General features: G+C 59.0%; 21 protein-coding genes. 16 read left to right on the forward strand and 5 right to left on the reverse strand.

The features are described from left to right. Positions 1 to 27 precede the first annotated feature (27 nt). A complete protein-coding gene (gene moeA, locus HDE75_RS06715; protein WP_183675639.1) occupies positions 28 to 1,875 on the forward strand; it encodes a molybdopterin molybdotransferase MoeA in 1,848 nt (615 codons plus the stop codon). Between the two features lie 219 nt (positions 1,876 to 2,094). Further along, positions 2,095 to 3,042: an MHFG family PEP-CTERM protein gene (locus HDE75_RS06720; RefSeq protein ID WP_183675638.1), complete on the forward strand. Its 948-nt coding sequence runs from the start codon at positions 2,095 to 2,097 to the stop codon at positions 3,040 to 3,042. A gap of 7 nt (positions 3,043 to 3,049) precedes the next feature. Here HDE75_RS06720 and HDE75_RS06725 read toward each other — a convergent pair whose 3' ends face one another. Both HDE75_RS06725 and HDE75_RS06730 read right to left on the reverse strand, forming a co-directional pair. After that, positions 3,050 to 4,432, reverse strand: coding sequence for a DNA recombination protein RmuC (locus HDE75_RS06725; protein WP_183675637.1), 1,383 nt, complete (start codon positions 4,430 to 4,432; stop codon positions 3,050 to 3,052). A gap of 27 nt (positions 4,433 to 4,459) precedes the next feature. Further along, positions 4,460 to 4,867, reverse strand: coding sequence for a group II truncated hemoglobin (locus HDE75_RS06730; protein ID WP_183675636.1), 408 nt, complete (start codon positions 4,865 to 4,867; stop codon positions 4,460 to 4,462). Positions 4,868 to 4,964: 97 nt separating this feature from the next. Between HDE75_RS06730 and HDE75_RS06735 the strand changes: the two genes are divergently transcribed. The 3 genes from HDE75_RS06735 to HDE75_RS06745 are packed head-to-tail and all read left to right on the forward strand — an operon-like array spanning position 4,965 to position 7,102. Next, a complete protein-coding gene (locus HDE75_RS06735) occupies positions 4,965 to 6,245 on the forward strand; it encodes an MFS transporter (protein WP_183675635.1) in 1,281 nt (426 codons plus the stop codon). A 2-nt stretch (positions 6,246 to 6,247) separates the two neighbouring features. Continuing rightward, positions 6,248 to 6,595, forward strand: coding sequence for a GIY-YIG nuclease family protein (locus HDE75_RS06740; protein ID WP_183675634.1), 348 nt, complete (start codon positions 6,248 to 6,250; stop codon positions 6,593 to 6,595). Between the two features lie 54 nt (positions 6,596 to 6,649). Next, positions 6,650 to 7,102, forward strand: coding sequence for a MarR family winged helix-turn-helix transcriptional regulator (locus HDE75_RS06745; RefSeq protein ID WP_183675633.1), 453 nt, complete (start codon positions 6,650 to 6,652; stop codon positions 7,100 to 7,102). A 5-nt stretch (positions 7,103 to 7,107) separates the two neighbouring features. On the opposite strand, the gene cqsA is transcribed toward HDE75_RS06745, so the two are convergent. After that, positions 7,108 to 8,343: an alpha-hydroxyketone-type quorum-sensing autoinducer synthase gene (gene cqsA, locus HDE75_RS06750; RefSeq protein ID WP_183675632.1), complete on the reverse strand. Its 1,236-nt coding sequence runs from the start codon at positions 8,341 to 8,343 to the stop codon at positions 7,108 to 7,110. 166 nt (positions 8,344 to 8,509) lie between these two features. Here cqsA and HDE75_RS06755 point away from each other — a divergent pair, with 166 nt between their 5' ends. Further along, positions 8,510 to 9,808: a sensor histidine kinase gene (locus HDE75_RS06755; protein WP_183675631.1), complete on the forward strand. Its 1,299-nt coding sequence runs from the start codon at positions 8,510 to 8,512 to the stop codon at positions 9,806 to 9,808. 3 nt (positions 9,809 to 9,811) lie between these two features. Continuing rightward, positions 9,812 to 10,819, forward strand: a complete 1,008-nt coding sequence (locus tag HDE75_RS06760) for a response regulator (RefSeq protein WP_183675630.1) — start codon at positions 9,812 to 9,814, stop codon at positions 10,817 to 10,819. On the opposite strand, the gene HDE75_RS06765 is transcribed toward HDE75_RS06760, so the two are convergent. Continuing rightward, on the reverse strand, positions 10,816 to 13,347 hold the full coding sequence (locus HDE75_RS06765) for an ABC transporter permease (protein WP_183675629.1): 2,532 nt from the start codon (positions 13,345 to 13,347) through the stop codon (positions 10,816 to 10,818). The genes HDE75_RS06760 and HDE75_RS06765 overlap by 4 nt on opposite strands. A gap of 15 nt (positions 13,348 to 13,362) precedes the next feature. Beyond that, the gene (locus tag HDE75_RS06770; RefSeq protein ID WP_183675628.1) at positions 13,363 to 14,394 is read right to left on the reverse strand and encodes an adenosine deaminase; all 1,032 of its coding nucleotides are present in this window, start codon (positions 14,392 to 14,394) and stop codon (positions 13,363 to 13,365) included. A gap of 505 nt (positions 14,395 to 14,899) precedes the next feature. Here HDE75_RS06770 and HDE75_RS06775 point away from each other — a divergent pair. The 9 genes from HDE75_RS06775 (at position 14,900) to HDE75_RS06815 (ending at position 25,374) form a co-directional block, all read left to right on the forward strand. Continuing rightward, entirely contained in the window at positions 14,900 to 16,822 is a 1,923-nt protein-coding gene (locus tag HDE75_RS06775) for a PrkA family serine protein kinase (RefSeq protein ID WP_183675627.1), read from the forward strand. A 64-nt stretch (positions 16,823 to 16,886) separates the two neighbouring features. Further along, entirely contained in the window at positions 16,887 to 18,155 is a 1,269-nt protein-coding gene (locus tag HDE75_RS06780; RefSeq protein ID WP_183675626.1) for a YeaH/YhbH family protein, read from the forward strand. Further along, entirely contained in the window at positions 18,155 to 19,756 is a 1,602-nt protein-coding gene (locus HDE75_RS06785) for a SpoVR family protein (protein WP_409254903.1), read from the forward strand. The genes HDE75_RS06780 and HDE75_RS06785 overlap by 1 nt, the downstream gene beginning before the upstream one ends. Before the next feature lie 535 nt (positions 19,757 to 20,291). Beyond that, complete coding sequence (locus tag HDE75_RS06790) at positions 20,292 to 20,948, forward strand: energy transducer TonB (protein WP_183675625.1); 657 nt, start codon at positions 20,292 to 20,294, stop codon at positions 20,946 to 20,948. An 86-nt stretch (positions 20,949 to 21,034) separates the two neighbouring features. Further along, positions 21,035 to 21,970, forward strand: a complete 936-nt coding sequence (locus HDE75_RS06795; protein WP_183675624.1) for a MotA/TolQ/ExbB proton channel family protein — start codon at positions 21,035 to 21,037, stop codon at positions 21,968 to 21,970. Between the two features lie 5 nt (positions 21,971 to 21,975). Beyond that, positions 21,976 to 22,401, forward strand: a complete 426-nt coding sequence (locus tag HDE75_RS06800) for an ExbD/TolR family protein (RefSeq protein WP_183675623.1) — start codon at positions 21,976 to 21,978, stop codon at positions 22,399 to 22,401. Positions 22,402 to 22,506: 105 nt separating this feature from the next. Continuing rightward, on the forward strand, positions 22,507 to 22,938 hold the full coding sequence (locus HDE75_RS06805) for an ExbD/TolR family protein (protein ID WP_183675622.1): 432 nt from the start codon (positions 22,507 to 22,509) through the stop codon (positions 22,936 to 22,938). Positions 22,939 to 23,016: 78 nt separating this feature from the next. Next, a complete protein-coding gene (locus HDE75_RS06810; protein WP_183675621.1) occupies positions 23,017 to 24,228 on the forward strand; it encodes a tetratricopeptide repeat protein in 1,212 nt (403 codons plus the stop codon). Between the two features lie 174 nt (positions 24,229 to 24,402). After that, the gene (locus tag HDE75_RS06815) at positions 24,403 to 25,374 is read left to right on the forward strand and encodes a bifunctional riboflavin kinase/FAD synthetase (protein WP_183675620.1); all 972 of its coding nucleotides are present in this window, start codon (positions 24,403 to 24,405) and stop codon (positions 25,372 to 25,374) included. The last annotated feature ends 28 nt before the right edge of the window (positions 25,375 to 25,402 follow it).

Genomic DNA, 25,402 nt, shown 5'->3' on the forward strand with positions numbered 1-25,402 from the left:
GCGTATGCGTCAACATCACCACTACACATGATAGCCAAACAAGAAATTACCGGCCTGATCCTGGCCGGCGGCCTGGGAACGCGCATGGGCCAGCTTGACAAGGGCATGCTGCCCTTGCATGGCCAGCCGCTGGCCATGCACGTGCTGCAGCGCCTGGCGCCGCAAGTGGGCCAGGTCGCTCTCAACGTCAACCAGCATGCGCAAAGTTATGCCCAGTTCGGCTTGCCCATCTGGCCCGATGAACAAGCGGACTATCGCGGCCCGCTGGCGGGCCTGCAAAGCGGCCTGCGCCATGCCACCACGCCGTATCTGCTGACGGTGCCGTGCGACTCGCCGCTGCTGCCGACAGACCTGGCGGCGCGGCTGGCTGCTGGTTTGCAGCAAGCCGGTGCCGATCTGGCGATTGCCGTTACCGAAGAAACTGACACGGCAACGGGCGCCACCGTGCTACGCCGCCACCCGGTGTTTTGCCTGGTAAAAACATCTGCCCTGCCCCAGCTGGATGCCTATCTGGCCGAAGACGGGCGCAAGATGAGCGCCTGGCACGGTCCACTCAGATTGGCCGAAGTGCTGTTCGAGGATGGCTTAGTTTTCTGCAATATCAATACGCCCGAAGAACTGGCGGCCGTGCAGGCGCAGGACATCAGCGTGCCGATGGCGCAAGCCATCCTGCACAGCGCCGTCACACCGCTGGCGGAAATTGAACAGCTGCCGCTGCCGCAGGCGCTGGAGCGTTTTCTGGCAGCCGACATCATCTCGCCCATCAGCGTGCCCGCGCATGACAATTCCGCCATGGATGGCTATGCACTGCACAGCGCCGACCTGGCCGGCGACGCCCCCATCACCTTGTCCGTGATCGACACCATCCTGGCCGGGCGGCCCGGTACAGTCCAGATCGTTGCCGGTACGTGCGCGCGCATCATGACGGGCGCCGTGATGCCGACCGGCTGCGACAGCGTGGTGCCGCAGGAACTGGTGTTGCAAGCTAGCGAACACAGCATCACCGTGGCGCCCAAGGTGATACGACCGGGTGACAACCGCCGCTTCAAGGGCGAAGACTTGATGGAAGGCCAGCCGGCGCTGCGGCAGGGCAAGTTGCTGCGGCCCGCCGAACTGGGCTTGCTCGCTTCGCTGGGCATCGCCAGCGTGCCCGTGCGGCGGCGCCTGCGCGTGGCGTTTTTCTCGACCGGCGATGAATTGCGCTCGCTGGGCGAGCCGCTGGACGCGGGCTGCATCTATGACAGCAACCGCTATACCTTGCTGGGCATGTTGCAGCGCCTTGGGTGCGAAGTACTCGACCTGGGCATTATCAAGGATCAGCCGGAAGCGCTGGAAGCGGCCTTGCGCCAGGCTTGCGCGCAAGCCGACGTGATCATCACCTCGGGTGGCGTGTCCAGCGGCGCCGCCGATTTTACGCGTGATATTCTGGCGCAACTTGGTGAAGTGCATTTTTGGCAAATCAATATGCGTCCGGGCCGCCCCATGGCCTTTGGCCGCATCGCTGTCGATGGCCATTCCGCTTTGCTGCTGGGACTGCCTGGCAACCCGGTCGCCGTGATGGCCACCTTTTATTTCCTGGCCCGCCCCACTTTGTTGCGCATGATGGGGGCAAACGCCGACGCATCCATCCTGCCGCTGCTACGCGTGCCTGCTCAGGCGGCTATCCGCAAGCGGCGCGGGCGTACCGAATACCAGCGCGGCATCGTCGAGCGCGACGCCAGCGGCCAGCAGCACGTGCGCGTGACAGGTGCCCAAGGCTCGGGTATTTTGCGTTCGATGACACAAGCCAACTGCATGATCGTGCTGCCTGCTGAACAAGGCCCGGTGGCCGCTGGCGAGCTGGTAGATATCGTGCTGTTCCAGGGATTGACCTGACACTTAGCTCTCCGCTCTCCCAGGCGCCGCTCTTGCGGCGCTTTTTTTTCGCTCATCGTTCACGCCACCTCGCTACAACGAAATCAAAAAGTCAATAGTATTCTTGATAGATTATTTTAACAAACACAACAATTATTATTATAATTTTATTTATTTGTTGATATTGAAGTTTCTTCGGTGATAACATTCAATTTCACTGAAAAATAATTCAATTTTGATATGATTTCCTCAACAGACCTGGCAGCAAAGCACATCTTCCGAAGCATGGCCGGCTATCTGCTGGGTGCTTGGCTCATCTTCAGTGTCTTATTCCTGGCGTCCCTGCCCGCCAGTGCAAAAGGCCCGGCGGCACGCGCGGATGTACTGGAAAACTGCAATTGGAACCGCCCCGGCGTCGATCCGTTCATGGGCGATGTGGTGGCGGCCGTGGACCGCTACACCGATATCGCGCAGCCAATACGTGAACAGTTGAAGGAACGCATGCGTGCGCGCCAGTACGACGAGATCGTCCTCATCAAGCGCGACAGCATCAGCGGCAAGCAAAACTACAACCCGCGCATCAGCGAGATGCATTTTGGGCCAGGCCGGGTCTGCCGCAATGTCACGCGGGCGGGCTGGAGCGACCAGATGCAGGAACGGGGACTCGTGTATTGCGTGCAGGGCGAGTGCATCCTGGTGCCGACCGTGTGCCGCAATGTCAGCCGCATCACGCGGGCGCCAGCGGCAGCACCGGGCGCCGCACCTGCTGCGGCAGCTCCCGCAGCAGCACCTGTAGCGGCTGCGCCAGAAGCCGGCTTGCCGGCAGCAGGGGCGCCAGCAGGCGATTTGCACAGTGGTTCGTTTGCCGAAGCGGCGCTGGTGCCCGCCGGTGGCGGCTTTGCTTTCATCTCGAATAATTTTGTCGGCGGCCCCGGCAATGGCCCCGTCAATTTCGCGGCGCCGCCGTCATCAGGAATGGGTGGCGGCCAGCCTGCGGGTCCCGGCAGCAGCAGCTTTATTGAGACTCATCCCGTGCCGCCGATCACTATCTTGCCGACGTTACCGACCTTGCCGACAGGCCCATCCGTGCTGCCGGCCGTGCCGGAGCCACAAACCTGGGCCATGCTGCTGGCCGGCCTGGCCTTGCTGGGCTATTGCGCGCGGCACAACAAGTCCAGGCAAGGGTAAGGGCATACTACTCGCCTTCACCCGGTGAACCGTCATCTGCCGCGCCCAGCAGCAAGGCGGCCGCCTCGCCAGGCAAGGCTTCCACGGATTTCAATTTGCGCGCCATTTGCCGGCTGCGCACTTCGGCGTTTTCGATATTTTTTGCAGCCCGCTCCAGTGTCAGCTTGGTTTGCGACAGCACGTCGCCAAATTTGCCGAATTCCGTCTTTACGGCGCCCAGCACTTGCCATACTTCCGACGAACGTTTTTCCAGCGCCAGGGTGCGGAAACCCATTTGCAAGCTATTGAGCAAAGCCGTCAAAGTCGATGGCCCGGCGATGCTGACCCGGTGCAGGCGTTGCAATTCATCGGCCAGGCCCGGGCGGCGCATGACTTCCGCATACAAGCCTTCGGTCGGCAGGAACAGGATGGCGAAATCGGTGGTGTGCGGCGGCGCCAGGTATTTGTCGGCGATGGTTTTGGCCTCGCCCCGCACGGCGCGCTCCAGTTCGCGCCCGGCCAGCAGCACGCCTTCTGCATCGGCCCGCTCGGCCGCTTCCACCAGCCGTTCGTATTGTTCTTTCGGGAATTTCGCATCGATAGGCATCCAGACGGGCGGCCCGCCATCGGAGAGTCCAGGCAGCTTGAGGGCAAATTCCACGCGCGCGCCGCTGCCGGCGATGGTTTCCACGTTCTTGGCGTACTGATCGACGGTCAGCACTTGCTCCAGCAACATTTCCAGCTGCACCTCGCCCCAGGTACCACGCGTCTTGACGTTGGTGAGCACCCGCTTCAAGTCGCCCACGCCCAGCGCCAGCTGCTGCATTTCACCGAGTCCCTGGTGGACTTTTTCCAGCCGTTCCGACACTTGCTGGAACGACGCGCTCAAACGCGTCTCCAGGGTGGCATGCAGTTTTTCATCGACTGTCTTGCGCATTTCTTCCAGGCGCGCACCGTTATCGGTCTGCAAGTCACGGATCTTGCTTTCCAGCGTGGCGCGCACTTCCAGCATGCGCTGCGCATTCGATTCCGTCAGCTTTGCCAAGGTCTGGTTGGTGCTGTCGGCAAAGCGCGCCAGGCTCTGCGCCTGCTCTTCGCGCCCGACTTTCCCCTGCGCCTGCATTTGCGTGCGCAGGCTGTCGAGCTGTTGCAAGGTCGCCGCCTGGAATTGCGCCAGTCCCGCCGCCAGGTCTTGCCGCGTGGCTTGCGCCGACGCTTGCAGCTGCAGCCGCACTTCGCGCTCGACCCGGTCGATGCGTTCCAGGCTTTGCTGCTGATGCTGCTGCACCAGCGCCAGGGTGGTGACGCCATCGCCGCCACCTGCCGTGCGCGGTCGCAGAAAAGTGAGCACTAACAAGACGATGGCGATCGCCATGGCCCCCAGCAAAATATAAAACTCGAATTGGCTCATGGTCTGGACGGTAAAGGATCAGTACGATTAGTCGGGCTTGTTGCGCATCCAGTCAGCCGTCTGATAGAACGATTCCATCAGGCGCACGCGCAGGGACTCTTCGATGCCCGTGTCTTCCATGGCCCAGGCCATGGCGCGCAGCCACTGGTCGCGCTCGCTGGTGCCGATCGGATACGGCAGGTGGCGCGCGCGCAGACGCGGGTGGCCAAACTTTTCAATATACAGGTCGGGTCCCCCCATCCATCCCGTCAGGAAGAAATACAGCTTGTCGCGCGAACCTTCCGTCTCGGGCGGATGCATGGCGCGGATGCCGGCAAACTCCGGTTCCAGTTCCATCAAGTCATAAAAACGATCGACCATCTGGCGCAGCACGGGCGCGCCACCGATGGTTTCATACAGGGTGGTGGTGGGTTTGGTATCAGTCATGGCCGTCATGATAGCGCAAGCGGGGCTTGCTGCCACTATCGGCAATATAGTTGACCACTCAATCTTTTATCAACTACTATGCAATCACTTTACTGAAAGGTTGACCATGAGAGCTACCGCTGCGCCAGTGACTGGCGATACATTAATTCGTAATAGCAACTTCCGCTGGCTGCTGGGTGGTGGCCTGGTTTCCATGCTGGGCGACCAGTTCAGCATGCTGGCCCTGCCCTGGCTGGTGCTGAGCCTGACGGGCGACAGCCTCAGTCTTGGCATCAGCGTGGCGCTGATGGGCGGCCCGCGCGCCGTGCTGATCATCCTGGGCGGCACCGTGGCCGACCGCTATGCGCCGATACGCGTGATGATGATCAGCAAATTTGCCAATGCAGCCATCCTGCTGATACTGGCCACGCTGCTGTTGCTGGGCCAGGCCAGCCTGCCGCTGGCCTATGCCGCCGCGCTGGCCCTGGGCGTGGCCTCGGCGTTTGGCATTCCATCGGGCACGGCGATCTTGCCGCAAGCGTTGCCAGCCCGTTTCCTGCAACAGGCGAACAGCCTGCAGATGGGCGCGCGACAACTGACCCTGCTGGCTGGCCCCCTGCTGGCAGCGCTGGTGCTGTCAAGCAAGGACGCCCACGGACAGACCAGCATCAACGCCCTGGCGTTGGCCTTCGCCATTGATGCGCTGACCTTTTTGCTATCGGCCTTGACTTTGAAGCAAGTCACGATGAACACCTCGAGATTGGCTAGCGCCACGCGTGGTATGTGGACAGAAACCAAGGCAGGTCTGGCCATGGTCTGGCGCGATGTCGCCTTGCGCAGCTGTTATGTGTATTGGGCCGTGGTGGCGTTCTTCGTCATGGGGCCCTTGCAAGTGGCCTTGCCCGTGCTGGCCCAAGAGCGGCTGCAAGGCGCGGCGGCGCTAGGTGTATTGCTGGGCACGCATGGCGCGGGCACTTTACTTGGCATGCTGGCATCCGGCATGGCTGCCAGCATGCTGCGCCGCCGCTTCGGTACCGTCTTGCTGGTGGTTGACGCCATGGTGGGATTACTGTTGATGGCGCTAGGGCAAATCTCGGCCAGCTGGCAAGCTGCGGCCTTGCTGCTGCTCGCTGGCGCATTGGGCGGTTATCTGCAGGTGGCGATTTTTACCTGGATACAGCGGCGCGTGCTGCCCGCCATGCTGGGCCGGGCCATGGCGCTGTTCATGGCCATCTTCCTGGGCCTGGCGCCATTATCTGCCGCCGTCACTGGCTGGCTGATGCGCTACCTCAGCGTGGGCGAACTGTTTTGTATTGGCGGCGCGATGCTGCTGGCGGCGGCCGTGGCAGCGGCGCTGTTTACCGCCATTCCCACTATCAGTGGGCCTGAATCATATGAAAGGAATTAAAAATGGATAAAACACAGCAAACCGCCCTGAAAGCGGCTTACCGGCAACAGCCACCAGCCTTGGGTATTGTCGCGCTGCAACACTTGCCCAGCGGACGTATGCTGCTCGAAGCGAGCCGCAATGCGCCAGGCGTACTGAACCGTCACCGCTTCGAGCTCAAACTGGGTACCCACCGTAATCGCGCCTTGCTGGCCGACTGGCGGCGCGATGGCGAGGCTGCCTTCCGCTGCGAGATCATCGATACCGTCAAAGTGCCAGATGACCCCGCCTTCGATGCGGATGCGGAACTGGCCAGCTTGCTGGCACTGCACAGGGAACAGTTGCAGGAACAGGGGCAACTATTCTATTAAAACTGCTTTACACTTGCGTACTCAAGCAGTGCGCAATCTCATCATCAGGAAACCATGAACAATAACCTTAGCAATACGCCAGACAGCGCCCTCGATTTTTGCCTGCGCCTGGCGCGCGCCCAGGCAGTGCTGGTACGCCGGCTGGACGCCAGCCTGGGCAATCTGCACGGCTTGAGCTTCAGCGATTATCAATTGCTGTACCACTTGGGGCGCGCACCTGGCGCCCGCCTGCGTCGGGTGGACCTGGCCGAGCGCCTGGCGCTGACGGCGTCCGGCATCACCCGCTCGCTGCTGCCGCTGGAAAAGATCGGCCTGGTCGCGCGCCAGGCCGATGCGCGCGACGCCCGTGTCGGTTACGCCGTCATCACGGAAACCGGCCAGGCGCTGTTGGCCGACGCCCACGTCACGGCGCAAGCTGTCTGCCGCGAATTGCTCAGCGATGCGCCGGCAGACCAGCTCGATGTCCTGTCGACTTTGCTGGGCCAGCTGGCGAGCCGGCCCCTGTAAGTCAGTCAGACCAGCGCCAGCTTGCGCAAGCGCCGCGTGGAAGGCCAATTGGCCATACCGACTTCATCGCGGATGGCGGCGCAAGCGGCCAGCAGACGCTCACACTCGTCCTGGCGCAAGCCTGCGTTCAGGGTCAGTCGTACCAGCGAACGATTTTTCGGTGTGGCCGGCGCGCAAAATACGGCGCCGTAGATGCCGTGGCGTTCCAGCGCCTTGCGCAGTTTTAAGGTGTCGGGTTCGCTGCCCGCTTCCAGCGCAATGATTTGCTCCGTCCCATCACTAACGTTGTAGCCGAGCTCAGCCAAACCCTGGCGCAACAACACGCTGTGGTTGCGCAAGGCGGTCCGGCGGCTATCGGCGGTGCGGATAAAATCGAGCGCCGCATCGAACCAGGCCAGTTCATGTTCCAGCAAGCAAGAACTGAAGATGGCGGGCCGCGAAGCAGACAAAAAGTAGCCCTTGAATTGAGACGAACAGGTGATCAGCCCGGCCCGCCCCGCAAACGCCTTGGCCAGGGACGCCGTGCGGAAATGCACGCGCTCAGCCAGTCCCAGTTCCACCACCAGGCCCGCGCCGTGCGGACCGTGCGTGCCCAGTGAGTGCGATTCATCGACGATCAGCATGCTGCCGCTGCGTTCGGCAATTTCCACCATCTCCAGCAACGGCGCCACGCTGCCATTCGTGCTGTACAAGGCGTCGACGACGATGATGCCGGGACCATGCTTGTCGATCTGGCGCTGCAGATGGGCGCCATCGTTATGCAAAAAGGCATGCGCCACCGCTTGCGCCGACTGCACGCCTTCCCACAGCGAAGCGTGGGCCTGCATGTCGAGGTAGACGGGAATGCCGGGGCCAGCCAGGCTTTGCAGCAAGCCCACGTTGGCGGCCCAGCCCGATTGCGCCAGCACGCACGCTTCGCTGCCGAGGAAGGTCGCCAGCTTGTGCTCAAGCCGGTGCTGGCGGCTACCTTCCTGCAGGAAGACGGACGACATCAGCATGGCGCCGCCGCCCTGCAAGACTTGCGCCTGCGCCGCCAGCAAGGCGGGTTCGGCACCGATGTTCAGGTAATCATTGCCAGCGAGCATTACCGCGCCAATCGGCACAGCTTGCCACTGGTGCAAGTGTTCGCCGCCCAGCAGCTTGGCGATGCGCTCGACATAATGCTCATCCATACGCTGGCGGACAAAGGCGGGCAATTGCAGTTCGGCACGGATAGCCGGGGAGGACATAGCGGTCAACATGAGGGACTCCTGTAGTGGTTGCGGGGGGAATTACCGCGTCCAACATGCGCGAGCCGCATGGCCGGTGATTGATGCAGCTCAACGAACAGAGCAATAGCGCTGTTTTCAAAAGGAAATGCGCCGATCATGTTGTACTGATACACATCAATGAGTACGTCCCCCCACCATGACGCAAGCGCAGTCCCCTGCTGGAAAACAATGGCCAGGCAAGCTGCTCCAGCCTTTCCTGCACTTCCACGACGCCCTTGAACACATGCCCATGCGGCGTGCCCAGGTACGCGCGCTGGCTGTCATCGGTGCATTCGGCATGCCCTTGTATTACATGCTGTGGCACACTTATTTTCCGCAGGAATACGAGTCGCTGGCCCTGCGCGCGCTGGCAGGTCTGCTCTTCCTGCCAGCGCTATGGCCAGCCCGCTTCAGCAACCGCTGCTTCAGCATCTATCTGTTCCTGGGATTGAGCTTCGAGCTGCCATTCTTCTTCACTTTCATGTTCCTGATGAACCACGCATCGGCGCTGTGGGTGCATTCCTTGCTGGTGGCCCTGATCGTGCTGTTCCACTTCGATACCCGCATCGCCATACTGGCTTACCTGGGCGGCACCGTGCTGGCCTGCATGGCCTTTGCAGTGGTGGGTGATCCTGCCTTCCTGCTGCAGCGCGAGGTGCTGCAACAACTGCCCGTACACTGGTTCACGATCGCCGTGCTATCCGTAGTCAAGGTGGGCCGCCATGTGGGCGCGCAGGAAAAGCTGGCGGGGCTGGCCGCCGGCCTGGGCAGCGTGGCGCACGAATTGCGTACGCCGCTGGTCAGCGTCGAAGCGAATGTGCGGGGCCTGCAGCGATTGTTGCAGCGGCGTGAAACGATGGAGTCCGATGCAGCGAGCCTGGAAGCGCTGGCCCGCATCCAGTTCGAAGTGCGCCATATGCACCATATGGTCGATCTGTTCCTGCTCAGCGCCAGCGCCGTCAGCCGCAAGCTCGAAGCGAACGAGTCGGTTTCCATGCACGACAGCGTGACTGCCGTGCTGCGCCGCTACCCCTTCACCAGCAGCGCGCAGCGCGATATTGTCAAGGTCGAGCTGCGGGCCGATTTCCGGTTTGCCGGCCAGTCGGAACTGTGCGTGGTGATCCTGCTGAACCTGCTGCGCAATGCGCTGAAAAGCATACAGCGTGCCGGCAAGGGCCGCGTGCGCATCGTCATCGATGGCGCGCGTTCCGTGCCGCGCCTGCTGTTCATCGACACGGGCTGCGGCATCGCACGCAACCGCTTGCCGCTGATCTTCGACCGTTTTTACTCGTATCCGGCGCACAACGGCAGCGGCATCGGCCTGGCGCTATGCCGGCAAATCATGCAAGCCTGGCATGCGCGCATCGACTGCGTGGCGCGCGAAGGCGCGTACGCCATCTTCCGGCTGGAATTTCCCCAGCCCAATCGTTTCTCCCCCTCCCACCGCGCAAGGTGACCTATGCAACTGCCCGTCTACACCCATCCGACCCTGACCGTGCTGATCGACGACAGCGATTCCTTCCTGAAAAGCCTGGCCTTCCAGCTCGACCCATCGCTGGCGCGCAAGACCTTTCACGACACGAAGGAGGCGCTGCACTGGCTGCGGAATAGTACGCAACAGGGCGAGCTACCGCTGCACGTCAATTTCGATTTGCAAAACGTGACGCCCAACGATTACAACGTTGCTATCGATATCGAGCGTATCTGGCGCATCAGCGGGCAGGCACAGCGCTTTGCCGTGCCGTCGGTGCTGGTGGTCGATTACTCGATGCCGCAAATGAATGGCCTTGAATTTTGCCAGGCCGTCCGCGACTTGCCCTGCAAGAAGATTTTATTCACGGGAGCGGCCGATGAAAAAGTGGCCGTAACGGCTTTCAACCGGGGCTTGATCGACCGCTACATCAAGAAGAGCGACGATGATGCGCTCGATATCCTGGAACAGGAAATCATTACCCTGCAAACAGAGTTCTTTCTGCAGCAATCGGATACTGTGCGCGACTTATTGCTGCTGCACGACTACAACTTCCTGCAGGATGAAGCGCTGGCGGCCGTGGTGCAGGACTTGTGCCGGCAGCATGGCTTCGTCGAATTCTATATTTTCCCGAATCCCTGCGGCATCCTGTTTTTCACGCGCGAAGGCCAGGCCAGGCTGATGATTATCACCACGCAACGGGGCTTGCACACGCAGTATGAAATGGCGCGCGACAGCGACGCGCCCGCCTCGCTACTGTCGGCGCTGCTGGAAATGCGCGTAATACCGTATTTTTCGGATGCTGGCAGCGACGGCATGTATTCAACCCATATCGGCGAAAGCTGGTTCCGCTACTGCGCCGCGCCAACCGTCTGCCTGGGGCGTGAAACGTATTACTGGGCCCTGTTCGACGTGCCGGCGCACCAGCTGGGGCAGCCAGTGCGGTCCTACGCGCAATTCCTTCGCGCGCAGAACAGTCAGAGCCTGGTCGCTTAAGATTCGCGCAAAGTTTGCAGCGGCGGATGTTTCAGCACATTGCGCAACCCCAGCCAGCCGCCAGCAATCGCGCACAGAGCGCCGGCCAGCAGGCCGAACACCCACACGCCAGGCGCGAAACTCCAGGCGAACTTGAACTGGTAAGTGGCCAGTGCCCAGCCCATGGCGGCGGCGCCGGTGGCGGCCAGCAAACCGGCCAGCGCACCCACCAGTGAAAACTCGATCAGCTGCGCCTGCGCCAGCTGGCGCCGGGTGGCGCCCAGCGCGCGCAGCAGCCCCGCTTCGCGCGTACGCTCATCTTGCGAACCCATCAGCGCTGCATACAACACCAGCAAACCCGAGGCCAAAGTAAACGCAAACAGGAATTCGACGGCCGTCACCACCTGGTCCAGCACTGCCTGTATCTGTTTCAGTATGCCGCCCACGTCAACCACCGTCAGGTTGGGGAAATCACGCGACAAGGCATTGCCCAGGTCAGCATGTTCGGCCGGCAAGTGGAAAGCCGTGATCCAGGTTTGCGGCGTATCGGCCATGGCGGCAGGATTGATGATGACAAAGAAATTGACACGCATCGAACCCCACTCCAGCTTGCGCAAGCTGGTAATGGCCGCCTCGACCGGCTGGCCCGCGATATCGAAGCGCAGCTTGTCGCCCAGTTTCAATTTGAGGGTCTTGGCGATGCCCTCTTCCACCGACGCTTCCGCCGCTGCACCCGGCTTGTTGCTGAACCACTCGCCGGCGACGATCTTGTTTTCAGCCTGCATGGCGGCCATCGTCGACAGATTGAATTCGCGGTCCGCCAGGCCCTTGGCGCGGTCATCCTGATAGGTGTCTTCCGTAATCGTCTTGTCGTTCACGGCCACCAAACGGCCCCGTATCATCGGATACAAGGGTGCGTTGACCACGCCCGCCTGGACCAGGCGCGCGGCGATCTGGTCTTTCTGTTCCGGCAGAATATTGATGATGAAACGATTCGGTGCATCGGGCGGCGTGGCGTTGCGCCAGGAAGCCATCAAGTCACCGCGCACGACCGTCAGCAGCAGCAAGGCCATCAGGCCCAGCGCCAGCGACACCACTTGAATCACGGTGGCGCCCGGACGGCGCTGCAAGGACGTCACGGCAAAGCGCCAGCCTTGATGGTTGAAAGCGCCGCGCAGGCTGTGCAAGGACTTGATGCCCAGCCAGCCCGCCAGGCCGAACAGGGCAAAGCCACCGAGGAAACCGGCCGCCGTCAGCAAGGCGAGTTTCACATCGCCCGCTTGCCACAGCAGCAGCACTACAAAGGCGGCAATACCGAGACCATAAGTGGCCAGCGCCAGCGGCTGCGGCGCTTCCTGTTCGCGGCGGATCACGCGGTTATGCGGCACATTGCGCAACTGCAAAATCGGCGGCAAGGCAAAACCCAGCAGCAACAACATGCCGGTGGCTACGCCCTGCAAGGCTGGCATGATGGAAACGGGCGGCAAGTCGTTCTGCACCAGCTTGCCCAGCAATTCCAGCAACACCATATGGCCCGCGTAACCGACGGCCACGCCCACCAGGCTACCTGCCAGGCCCACCATCACAAATTCGATCACATACATGGCCGTGACCTGGTTTTGCGTCAGGCCCAGGCAGCGCAGCATGGCGCAGGCGTCCAAGTGTCGCAGCATGAAGCGGCGCGCCGCCATGGCGACAGCCACAGCCGCCAGCATGGCAGACAGCAAGCCGACCAGCGACAGGAAACGGTCGGCGCGGTCCAGGGTCGATTGCATTTGCGGGCTGCCCGATTCCAGCGACTCGATGCGCACACCCTTGATTGCCTGTTGCTTGATTTGCCCTTCGAGCCAGCTTTGATACGCCGCAATGTCAGTCGCCTTGTTTTGCGGCGCCGACAACAATAGCCGGTAAGACACGCGCGAACCGTCCTGCACCAGCGCCGTGGCCGCCAGGTCGCCCAGCGGCAACATCACGCGTGGCGCGAAATTGAGGAACGAGGCGCCACGGTCCGGTTCGGCGGCGATCAATTGCGTGACCGTAAAATTCTTGTCGCCCAGTTTCAAGTTGTCGCCCAGCTTCGCGTTCAAGCTGGACAAGATGCCCGCATCGACCCACACCGTACCCGGCGCCGGCGCCCGGTTGGCCGGCTGACCCACGGCGTCTGCCGCCTGCGCCACATCGGTGGTGATTTTCAGCTGGCCCCGCAGCGGGTAGCCGGGAGAAACCGCCTTGATGGACGCCAGTTGCGACTGCGACTGCTCGCCCTCGCCCGCCTGCGCCATGCTGGGAAAAGTCACCGTATCGGCCAAGGTAAAGCCGCGCTTTTGCGCTTCGGCACGCCAGGCGGCGTTCACGGGCTGGTCGGCGCTGATGACCAGGTCCGCTCCCAGCAACTGGTGCGCATCGCGGTTCAGGCCCGAACGCAGGCGGTCGACAAAGAAGCCGACAGCCGACAGGGCTGCCACGGCGACGATCAGCGCGACGAGCAAAAAGCGCAGTTGGCCGGCGCGCCAGTCGCGCGCCGTCATGTTGAGGGAGAGACGGAACATGGGCGAAGTCTTTAGTTAGTGAGTGGCGCCGCTGGCGGCAGGATGCCGGGCAAAATACGCATCGACGGTGGCCAGGAAAGCTTCTTTCTGTGCCTGCGGCAAGAAGGCGGCAATGAAACCATTGCGTGCCAAACGCTGGGCGTGCGCCAGGCCCAGCGGCAAGGCGTCGAACACGGCCTCGAAATTGTCATTCATATAGCCACCGAAGTAAGCTGGATCGTCCGAGTTGACGGTGGCCAGCAAGCCCGCCTCCAGCAACTCGGCCAGGTTATGGTCATGCATCTGGTCAAACACGCGCAGCTTGGTGTTCGACAGCGGGCAAACCGTCAGCGCGATCTGTTCACGCGCCAGGCGGGCCGTCAGCTCCGCGTCTTCCAGGCAGCGCACGCCATGGTCGATGCGCTCCACCAACAAATCGTCGAGCGCCGTGCGGATATACGCCGGCGGGCCTTCCTCGCCCGCGTGGGCCACCAGGTGCAAACCCAGTTCGCGGCAACGGGCGAATACGCGCGAAAATTTCTCGGGCGGATTACCCACTTCGGACGAATCGAGGCCCACGCCGATGAACTTGTCGCGGTGCGGCAGTGCGTCTTCCAGGGTTTCGAACGCTTCTTCTTCGCTCAAATGGCGCAGGAAGCACAGGATCAGCGTAGCGCTGACGGGGCTGTCCTGGCAGGCGCGGTGGATACCGTTGATCACGTCGGCGATCGGCACGCCGCGCGCCGTATGGGTTTGCGGATCGAAGAAAATTTCCGTGTGCAAGACATTGTCCGCCTCGGCGCGCAGCAGATAGGCGCGCGTCATGTCGTAGAAATCCTGCTCCTTCAAGAGCACGCTTGCGCCCGCATAATAAATGTCGAGAAAAGACTGCAAATCCGTAAAGGCATAGGCGCTGCGCAAATGCTCCACCGATTCATAACCGAGCGGTACGCCATTGCGTTCGGCCAGTGCGAAAATCAATTCGGGCTCCAGCGAACCTTCTATATGGATATGCAGTTCGGCTTTCGGCATGCCGCGTACGATCGCGCGCAATTGCGGATTCATCATGGAGGGTATTCCTTAATATGGTGCGAAGAAAAAAGATGTTGGCAGTGTAGCGCAAGATGCGTGTCGCCATCGCCGATGACAGCGTCGGCACACGCGAGTGAATTGTCGTATGATGATTACAGAAGCAGTAAAAAGTTCATTAAAAGCGCCGGAAAATTTTTAGATTTATCCAATTAAATCAAGAATTTACACACAAGTATTAAGGATATTACGACATATCTTTTGACTTCCTGATCCTTTAGAGCAATAATTAATTTCATGGGGTAAAGGCAGGTGCAACAAGCGCTCTTAACACATGACAAAAAGAACCGGCTGGCCACGTCAGCATCGGTATCAAGCGCCAGTTTTTTGGTCCGGGCAATCCGGACTTGCAAAGACAGCCGGGCTTGGAAAAACAATAAAAATCATACAGGGGTAAAACAAACACAGGCGGCGAAGCCCGGCGATTGCCAGGCGGGCTGACATGGTGACTGGCAGGTTGACATATTCATTAAAGGACAGTGACATGACCATTTTTGACAACTACGCAGCACGTTACGAGCGCACCCGGGAAGAGGAAATGTCGCTCACCGAATACCTGGCCTTGTGCAAGAAGGACAAGCTGACCTATGCCAGCGCACCCGAACGCATGCTGGCCGCCATCGGCGAACCCCAGCTGGTCGACACGCGCAACGACACGCGTTTGTCGCGCATCTTCGCCAACAAGGTGATCAAGATCTACCCCGCCTTCCGCGAGTTTTACGGCACCGAGGAAGTGATCGAACAAGTGGTCTCGTATTTCCGCCACGCCGCGCAGGGACTGGAAGAACGCAAGCAGATCCTGTATCTGCTGGGACCGGTGGGCGGCGGCAAATCGTCGATCGCGGAAAAGCTCAAGTCGCTGATGGAACATGTGCCCTTCTATTGCCTGAAAGGCTCACCCGTCAATGAGTCGCCGCTGGGCCTGTTCAACGAAGAGGAAGACGGCACCATCCTGGAAGAGGACTACGGCATCCCGCGCCGCTACCTGCGCAACATCCCCAGTCCCTGGGCCGTGAAACGCCTGCATGAATTCAATGGCGACATCAACCAGTTCCGCGTCGTCAAGCGCTACCCGTCCGTATTGAAACAGATCGCCATCTCGAAAACCGAGCCGGGCGATGAAAACAACCAGGATATTTCCTCGCTGGTCGGCAAGGTCGATATCCGCAAGCTGGAAGATTACGCGCAGGACGATCCGGATGCCTACAGTTATTCGGGCGGCCTGTGCCTGGCCAACCAGGGCTTGATGGAATTCGTGGAAATGTTCAAGGCCCCGATCAAGGTCTTGCACCCGCTGCTCACAGCCACCCAGGAAGGCAATTACAAGGGCACTGAGGGTTTTGGCGCGATTCCGTTCGACGGCATCATCCTGGCCCACTCGAACGAGTCGGAGTGGAAAACCTTCAAGAACAACCGCAACAATGAAGCGTTCCTGGACCGCATCTATATCGTCAAGGTGCCGTATTGCCTGCGTGTCTCCGATGAAATCAAGATCTACGACAAGCTGGTGGCCAATTCCTCGCTGTTCAAGGCGCCTTGCGCACCGGGCACCCTGCGCATGATGGCGCAGTTCGCCATCCTGTCGCGCCTGAAAGACCCCGAGAACTCCAGCATCTTCAGCAAAATGCTGGTCTACGATGGCGAAAACCTGAAAGATACGGACCCGAAAGCCAAGTCCATGCATGAATACGTCGATTACGCGGGCGTGGATGAAGGCATGAATGGCTTGTCGACCCGCTTTGCCTTCAAGATCCTGTCGAAGGTCTTCAACTTCGACAACACGGAAGTGGCCGCCAATCCGGTGCACCTCTTATATGTACTGGAGCAGCAAGTCGAGCGCGAACAATTCCCGCCAGAACTGGAACAACGCTACTTCTCTTATATTAAAGAGCATCTGGCGCAGCGCTACGTGGAATTCATCGGCAAGGAAATCCAGACGGCGTACCTGGAAAGCTATTCCGAATACGGCCAAAACATCTTTGACCGCTATGTGACCTTTGCCGACTTCTGGATCCAGGACCAGGAATACCGCGATCCGGACACCGGCGAAAGCTTCGACCGCGAATCGCTGAACAATGAGCTGGAAAAGATCGAGAAGCCGGCCGGCATTTCGAATCCGAAAGACTTCCGCAATGAAATCGTCAACTTCGGTTTGCGCGCGCGGGCGTCCAATGGCGGCAAGAATCCGGCCTGGACCAGTTATGAAAAGTTCCGCACCGTGATCGAGAAAAAGATGTTCTCGAATACGGAGGAATTGCTGCCAGTAATTTCCTTCAATGCCAAGGCCAGCGCCGACGATGCCAACAAGCACGCCGACTTCGTGGCCCGCATGGTGGAAAAAGGTTATACGGCCAAGCAGGTACGCCTGTTATGCGAATGGTATTTGCGGGTACGCAAGTCATCATAAGCCAGGTAGCGGACGCGGCCCTGCATGGCGGGGCCGCGCAAGACCAGAGTTAAGGAGGCACCCTTTGACTTACCTCATCGACAGGCGCTTGCAGAGCAAGAACAAGTCCGCCGTCAACCGCGAGCGATTCTTGCGGCGTTACAAGGGCCAGATCAAGGATGCCGTGGGGCGCGCCATCAAGGGGCGCTCGATCACGGACGTTGAAAATGGCGAGAAAGTCAGCATCCCCGTCAAGGACGTGGGCGAACCCTCCTTTGGCCATGCGCATGGCGGCGTGTGGGAAGTGGTCAATCCCGGCAACAAGGAATACCTGAAGGGCGACCAGATCGCGCGCCCCAAAGGCGGCGGTGGCAGCGGGCGAGGCAAGGCTGGCAACAGCGATGAAACCACGGAAGACGATTTCATCTTCGAGCTGTCGCGCGAAGAATTCATGAATTACTTCTTTGAAGACCTGGAATTGCCACACATGGTGAAAACCCAGTTGACGGCTACCACGGAATTCAAGAACCAGCGCGCCGGCTACAATATGTCGGGCACGCCATCGAACATCCACGTGCTGCGCTCCCTGCGCGGCGCACTGGGGCGGCGCATCGCCGTGGGCGGCGGCGCCCGCAAGCAACTGGCGCAGGCGGAAGACGACCTGGCCACCCTGCTGCACGAAGGTGCGCCGGAAAACGACCCGCTGGTCGCCGAACTGCGCCGGCAGATTCACCATCTGCACACGCGCTTGCTGGCGATCCCGTTTATCGACCCGTTCGACTTGCGCTACAGCAACCGCATCAAGGTGCCCAAACCGATGACGCAAGCAGTGATGTTTTGCATCATGGATGTCTCCGGCTCGATGGATGAGTCGCGCAAGGATACGGCCAAGCGCTTTTTCATCTTGCTGTATCTGTTTCTCAAGCGCGTCTACGACAAGATCGAAGTGGTGTTCATCCGCCACCATACGGCCGCCTCGGAAGTGAACGAGCATGACTTCTTCAATTCGCGCGAGTCGGGCGGCACGGTGGTGTCGTCGGCCCTCAATTTGCTCAACACTATAATAGATGAGCGTTATGGCGCCGGGCAATGGAACAGCTATGTGGCGCAAGCGTCGGACGGCGACAATTGGGACAACGATTCCGTGCTGTGCCGGCAATTGCTGATCAACACCATCATGCCCAAGGTGCAGTACTACACCTATGTCGAGATCACCGATGGCCCGCAGCAAAACCTGTGGGAGCAATACGCGGGCGTGCTCGACCATCACGCCCATTTCGCCATGCAAAAGATCGTCACGCCGGCCGATATCTATCCGGTCTTCCGCGAACTGTTTAAAAAACAGGTGAAATGATGAGTGCAGCCTTTGACCGCGCCAGCAACACCCCGGGCGAGCCCTTCGTGCGCCTGCGCCATGCCAATGCCTTGCCCGAGCAGTCGGAATGGACTTTCGAACTGATTGAGCAAATCCACGAAGAAATCCGCCGGGTTGCCCAGCAGTTCGGCCTGGATACCTATCCGAACCAGCTGGAAATCATCACCGCCGAGCAGATGATGGACGCCTATACCTCGGTCGGCATGCCGGTGTCCTACAATCATTGGTCTTTCGGCAAGCATTTTCTGTCCACCGAAAAAAGCTACAAGCGTGGCCAGATGGGCCTGGCCTACGAAATCGTCATCAACTCAAACCCGTGCATCGCCTATTTAATGGAAGAAAACAGCCTGACCATGCAATCGCTGGTCATCGCGCATGCAGCATACGGGCATAACTCTTTCTTCAAAGGCAACTATTTATTCCGTGCCTGGACCGATGCGGACGCCATCATCGATTACATGGTGTTTGCCAAGAACTATATTAGTGAATGCGAACAGCGCCATGGCGTGGAAGCGGTGGAATTGCTGCTGGACTCTTGCCATGCGATTCAGAACTATGGCGTGGACCGCTACAAGCGTCCCGCCAAGCTGTCGATGGCCAAGGAGTATGCGCGCCAGAAAGAGCGCGAGCAATACGTGCAGTCGCAGATCAACCAACTGTGGCGCACCTTGCCGCGCCGCGAAGAAGAGGACGACGAGGACGACCAGCGCAAGGCCGTGCCCCGCTTTCCACCCGAACCCGAGGAAAACCTGCTGTACTTCATCGAAAAATACGCGCCGCTGCTGGAACCGTGGGAGCGCGAGATGGTCCGCATCGTGCGCAAGATTTCCCAGTATTTCTATCCGCAGCGGCAAACCCAGGTCATGAATGAAGGCTGGGCAACGTTCTGGCACTACACGATCCTGAACCAGCTGTACGACGAAGGTGTGGTGGGTGATGGCTTCATGATGGAATTCCTGAAAAGCCATACGAATGTGGTCTACCAGCCACCGATCGACAGTCCTTATTACAGCGGCATCAACCCATATGCGCTGGGGTTTGCCATGATGAGCGATATCCGCCGCATCTGCGAACACCCTACCGACGAAGACCGGGCCTGGTTTCCCGAGCTGGCTGGCAGCGACTGGCGCAAGAGCCTGGACTTTGCCATGCGCAATTTCAAGGATGAAAGCTTTATTGCCCAGTATTTATCACCGCGGTTGATACGCGAATTTCACTTCTTTGCCGTGCTTGACGATGACAAGAATGAAAAACTGGCCATTTCCGCCATCCACGACGACGCCGGCTACCGCTATGTGCGCCAGCAACTGGCCGAACAATACAACCTGGGCAACCGCGAACCTAATATACAAGTATGGTCGGTCAACACACGAGATGACCGGGCACTGACCTTGCGCCACACGCAATTCCAGCGCCGCCCCCTGAATCAGCAGGCAAACGAAGTACTCAAGCACGTGGCCCGCCTGTGGGGCTTTGATGTACACCTCGATACGGTCGATCCGCAGGGTACGGTGACGGGCACATTGAACTGCCGGCGCGAAAAACGCAACCGGCGCGACGACCCTGCCGTGCGTGTCTGATCGGGTGCAAGCCATTTTGTTTTCTTATATGCATGCCTATTGAATAAGTACATAAGAAATAAATATGGCTTGGCGGCTGCGCGGACGTCCGCCAGGCCGCTTTTTTTTGCCTGCCGAGCCTGCCAATCGCACCCGTTTGGTGCAGTGCAAACGCCAAGTGGTCTGGTTCCTTAGAAAAATGTTATCAAAAAGAAAGAATTCTATCCAAATTTAACAGTTTCCATATTGGATATGGCGAAATATAATTCCGCAATATTGGCGCATCGGAGAACTTCTCAGTGTTAGTCAACAGAGGCTGTAAAAAACCGATAAGACCGCCTTTTTTTATGTCCGAAAGCGTGCAAAGATGGCATAAGCAAGTACGTTTTCAGGGCGCAAAAGCGTCAAAAATTTAACCGGTTTTAGGCGTTAAAAATCTGTGTAAAATAAAGAATTCGTATGTATAATTCGGCGACGTCCCGGATACGGCTGGAGCTTTGTGTCGTCATTTTGGGGTTCAGTTGCAAGACAGAGATGGTATTTGGAGAAAGCAGGCATGAATTTTTCGAACGAGAAAAGTCCCAAGAACTACACCGGCATCACTATCGTTGTGTTGCTGCACGTTCTCGCGGCTTACGGGATCGCGACGGGGTTGGGCAAGCGGTTAGTCACTAAAATGATGGAACCGGTTGAAACCAAGATTATCGAGGAAGTCAAACCGCCTCCTCCGCAGGATCTTCCGCCGCCACCACCGCCGCCAGAAATGAAAGCGCCACCGCCGCCATTCATTCCGCCAGTCGAGGTGAACGTACAGCAGCCGCCACCGCAACAGAACGTGATTGCGAACGCTACTACCGTGAAGCCAGCCACCAATGTATTGGCACCGCCAGCACCGCCTGCACAGCCAGCGCCAACTCCTGGACCAGCCAAATCGGTACGTACACCGGCCGTGGTTGACTTCAGCGTCTGCGAAAAACCGCAGTATCCGAAGTCGTCGCAGCGTAATGAGGAAACCGGTGTGGTGACACTGTCGTTCCTGATCGGTGTGGATGGCAAAGTGGCAGATTCTAAAGTCGTGAAATCGAGCGGCTTCAGAGATTTGGATCGTGCAGCAGTACAAGGTATCAGCCGTTGCACATTCAAACCGGCAACAGTCGACGGCAAGCCGGAACAAGGCTGGCAGCAAATGCAATACGTTTGGTCGCTGGATTAAAACCCGAGACAGTTATCCCCTGTCTCACACTGTGATTTCGTTGTCATTACGTTCAGCGATCTGTTATTTTTAATTTTGGAGGAAGCATGTTTAAGAATACCCGTTTGTCCGCATTTTTTGCCGCGGTTCTGTTGTCCGTCACCGCTACGACCGCTCTGGTAGCAGCACCAGCATTCGCTGACGCGCCAGCATCGGCAGCAGCTTCGGCTCCAGCGGCAGATGCTGCTGCAGCACCAGCAGCACCAGCGGCTGACGCAGCAGCACCAGCAGCCGACGCAGCAGCACCAGCAGCCGACGCAGCAGCTCCAGCTAAAACCGAAGAAGTCCACAACCCGTTCGGCCTGTCGGCAGTTTGGGACGGCGGCTTCGTTCCACGCGCTACCCTGATCATCCTGGCCATCATGTCGATCGGCAGCTGGTACATCATCATCACCAAACTGCTGGATCAAATGAAGATCTTCAAGCAAGCTAAAGAAACTGCTGCCAAATTCTGGAAAGCACCTTCGATCGCTGCTGGTTCGGCAACCCTGGCCGAAGGCTCGCCATTCCGCTTCATCGCTGAATCGGGCACCAAAGCAACGGCTCACCATGACGGCGCCCTGCTGGAACAAATCGACCTGTCGACCTGGGTAACGATGTCGATCCAACGCGCTTCGGACAAAGTTCAATCGCGTCTGCAAGATGGCCTGTCGTTCCTGGCAACCGTTGGTTCGACCGCACCGTTTATCGGTCTGTTCGGTACCGTTTGGGGTATTTACGGCGCGCTGACCAACATCGGTATGACCGGTAACGCATCGATCGACAAAGTTGCAGGTCCAGTTGGTGAAGCACTGATCATGACCGCTTTCGGTCTGCTGGTCGCTGTTCCTGCCGTTCTGGGTTACAACTGGTTGGTTCGTCGTAACAAAACCGCAATGGAAGATGTACGCTCGTTCAGCGCCGACGTTCACTCGGTACTGATCTCCGGCGCAATGTCGACCAGCGAAGCTGGCCGCGCAGCCGGCGCTAAAAAGATCGGGTAAGAATCATGTCGATGTCCGTCGGCTCCGATAGCGGAGAAGATCAAGTGATGTCAGAAATCAACACGACGCCGCTCGTCGACATCATGTTGGTTTTGCTGATCATCTTTTTGATCACCAGTCCGGTTGTCCTCAAATTGCAGAAAATCGATCTGCCGATCGAGGCCAACCAAGCGCTTCAAAGCAAGCCTGATAATGTCAACATCGTTGTCAACAAAGATGGTGAAATTTATCTGGGCCAGAAAAGACTGAAAGATACGAACGAACTGTTCGATTATCTGAAAGTTGAAGCAGTGAAAGTACCGCAGCCGGAAGTACATGTTCGTGGCGACCAGGAAGCACGCTACGAATCGATCGGCCGGGTTATTTTCACGACCCAACGTGCCGGTATCCAGAAGGTCGGCTTCATCACCGAACCACCTGACAAAGGCTGATAGCGACTGAGCCTGGCATCCTGGCAACACAAGGATGCCAGTGCCGGAAGCTTGCCGGGCGGCTGTATCGCCCGGCACTTCGTTGGACTTCTTAAAGGAAATACTATGAGTATGAATGTCGGTTCGGGTAGTTCGCCTAACGCGGATCCGGAACCAATGATGGAACTGAACATGACGCCCCTCATCGACGTGATGCTGGTGCTGATTATCATGTTGATCATCACAATTCCTAAACAAAACCACTCGGTGAACTTGAACATGCCGGTCGGCAATCCTCCGCCACCGACAGCGCCACCAGTGGTCGTCACGATCGATGTCGATTTTGACGGTACTGTCTTGTGGGACAACCAGGTCGTTCCTGACCGTGCCTCGCTGGAAGCCAAACTGAGCAACGTTGCCGCGCAAGCGGACCAGCCGGAAGTGCATCTGCGTCCGAACAAGCTGGCCGAATACAAAGTCGTCGCCGGTGTGATGGCTTCGGCACAGCGTCTGGGCGTGACCAAAATCGGTCTGGTCGGCAACGAGCAATTCCAGTAAGCTGCAGCAATCAGGTTCTCTTTACATCCGAATAGGCAGGACTTCCTGCCTATTCGCTTTTTACTGAAAGACTTTCTCATGTCCAAGTTTCGTCTCGCTCATCTCGGCCTCGTCATGGCCGCTATCGGTTTTACCGCAGCAACTCCCGTAATCGGCCTGGGCTCGCTGGCATACGCCGCGGACACCGTGCGTGCCGAAGTGGGCAAACCACTGCAAGAAGCACAAAAACTTGCTAGCAGCGGAAAAAACAAGGAAGCGCTGGCCAAACTGCGCGAAGCAGACAGCGTCGGCGGCAAAACCGCCTTTGAAAGCTACCAGATCGAACGCGTACGCGCTTCGGCCGCTGCAGCAGCCGGCGATAACCCTACCGCTATCAAGGCTTTCGAAGCCGTCATCAATTCCGGCCGCCTGAGCGCCGCCGAAGCCCCAAAATTCACGCAGGCCCTGGCCGGCATGTACTACCGCGCCAAGGACTGGCCTAACGCCATTACCTGGATCAACCGCTCCTTGAAAGACAAGGAAGATCCACAAATGCGCGAACTGCTGATCCAGACTTACTACGTCAGCGGCAACTATCCAGCGGCAGCGAAAGAGCTGCAAGCACGCGGCGGCAACTCGGAAAGCAGCCTGCAAATGCTGGCCAACATCCAGTTGAAGCAAAACGACAAGGCTGGCTATGTGGCTACCCTGGAAAAACTGGCTGCCAGCTATCCAAAACCTAGCTACTGGGCTGACCTGCTGAACCGTGTTTCCGGCAAACCTGGCTTCTCGCAACGCCTGGGCCTGGACGTGCAGCGTTTGCGCCTGGCGAACGGCCTGTTCACCAAAGCTTCCGAATACATGGAGCTGAGCCAGTTGGCCCTGCAAGCAGGCAACCCTGGCGAAGCGTTGAAAATCATCGATCAAGGCTACAAAAAAGGCATCTTGGGCACGGGCGCCGATGCGCCACGCCACCAGCGCCTGAAAGACCTGGCCGTGAAAACCGAAACTGACCTGAAAGCCAACGCTGCCAAGTCGGAAGCGGAATTCATCAAGCTGAAAGATGCAGACAGCCTGAGCAAACTGGGCTTTGCACTGGTGTATGAAGGCCAAGCCGACAAGGGCCTGGACCTGATGAACCAGGCCGTGAAGATGGGCACTGCCAAGTACCAGGATGAAGCGCAATTGCACCTGGGCATCGCTTACGGCGTCGCTGGCAAGAAAGCCAACGCCCAGACCGCCCTGAAAGCCGTCAAAGGCACGGACGGCAATGCCGACCTGGCCCGCTACTGGTCTTTGATGCTCAAGTAATCAGCACTACGCCACTCGTGGCGTAAAAGTCTGAAAGCGTTGCCGGCCCTCGTGCTGGCAACGCTTTTTTACCATTTCAGGGGCGAAATAAGTGCTCTGCCAGCCTTGACGGCTGTGCATCCCTGAAACAGTCCGTATAATCCCCCATTTGGCACAGTTTTTCATCAGATTCCTATGAAGGTATTCCGCGGACTTCCCAATGCCCAGGCACGCGCGCCTTGCGCGCTGACCATCGGCAATTTTGACGGTGTCCACATCGGTCATCAAGCCTTGCTGGCGCGCGTGCGCACCGCGGCGACCGAACTCGGCCTGGAAGCGGCCGTGATGACGTTCGAACCACACCCGCGCGAATTCTTTGCGCAGCGCGCTGGCGACCTGTCGAAAGCCCCACAACGCATCGCCAACCTGCGCGACAAGCTGCAATCCTTGGACGATGCCGGTATCGACAGAGTCATCGTCGAGCATTTCAGCGCCCAGTTCGCTTCCCTGACGCCCCAGGAATTCACGGAAAAAGTGCTGGTCGACGGCTTGCACGTGAAATGGCTGATGGTCGGCGACGACTTTTGCTATGGCGCCCGGCGCGCCGGCGATGTTGCCATGTTGCAAGAAGCCGGCCGCAAATACGGTTTCCACGTTGAAACCCTGCCGACCGTGATGAAGGGCAGCACGCGCATTTCCTCATCGGCCGTGCGCCTGGCGCTGGCCGATGGCGACTTTACCCTGGCGCAACAGTTGCTGGGCCACCCCTACGCGATTTCCGGCCATGTGATCCATGGCCAGAAGCTGGGGCGCACCCTGGGTTTTCCTACCCTGAACCTGCGCGTGGCGCACCGCCCTGCCCTGTCCGGCATTTTCATCGTGCAAGTGCATGGCCTGGGGCCACAGCCACTGCCCGCCGTGGCCAGCCTGGGTGTACGCCCTACCGTCGACGACAGTGGACGCGTCTTGCTGGAAGTACATCTGTTTGACTTCGCCCAGTCCTGCTATGGCAAGATGGTGCGCGTGGAATTCCTGGAAAAACTGCGCGACGAAGAGAAATACCACGACTTGCCCACCCTGACGGCCGCCATCCAGCGCGACTCGAATCAGGCACGCGCCTATTTTGAGCAGCGCAGCGGCGCCATTACCGCCACCGACCGAATTTGATCCCGGCCAACTTCGCATTCGCCGCATG

Origin of the sequence: Janthinobacterium silvisoli, assembly GCF_014200725.1 — a bacterium.
GTDB lineage: Bacteria > Pseudomonadota > Gammaproteobacteria > Burkholderiales > Burkholderiaceae_D > Janthinobacterium.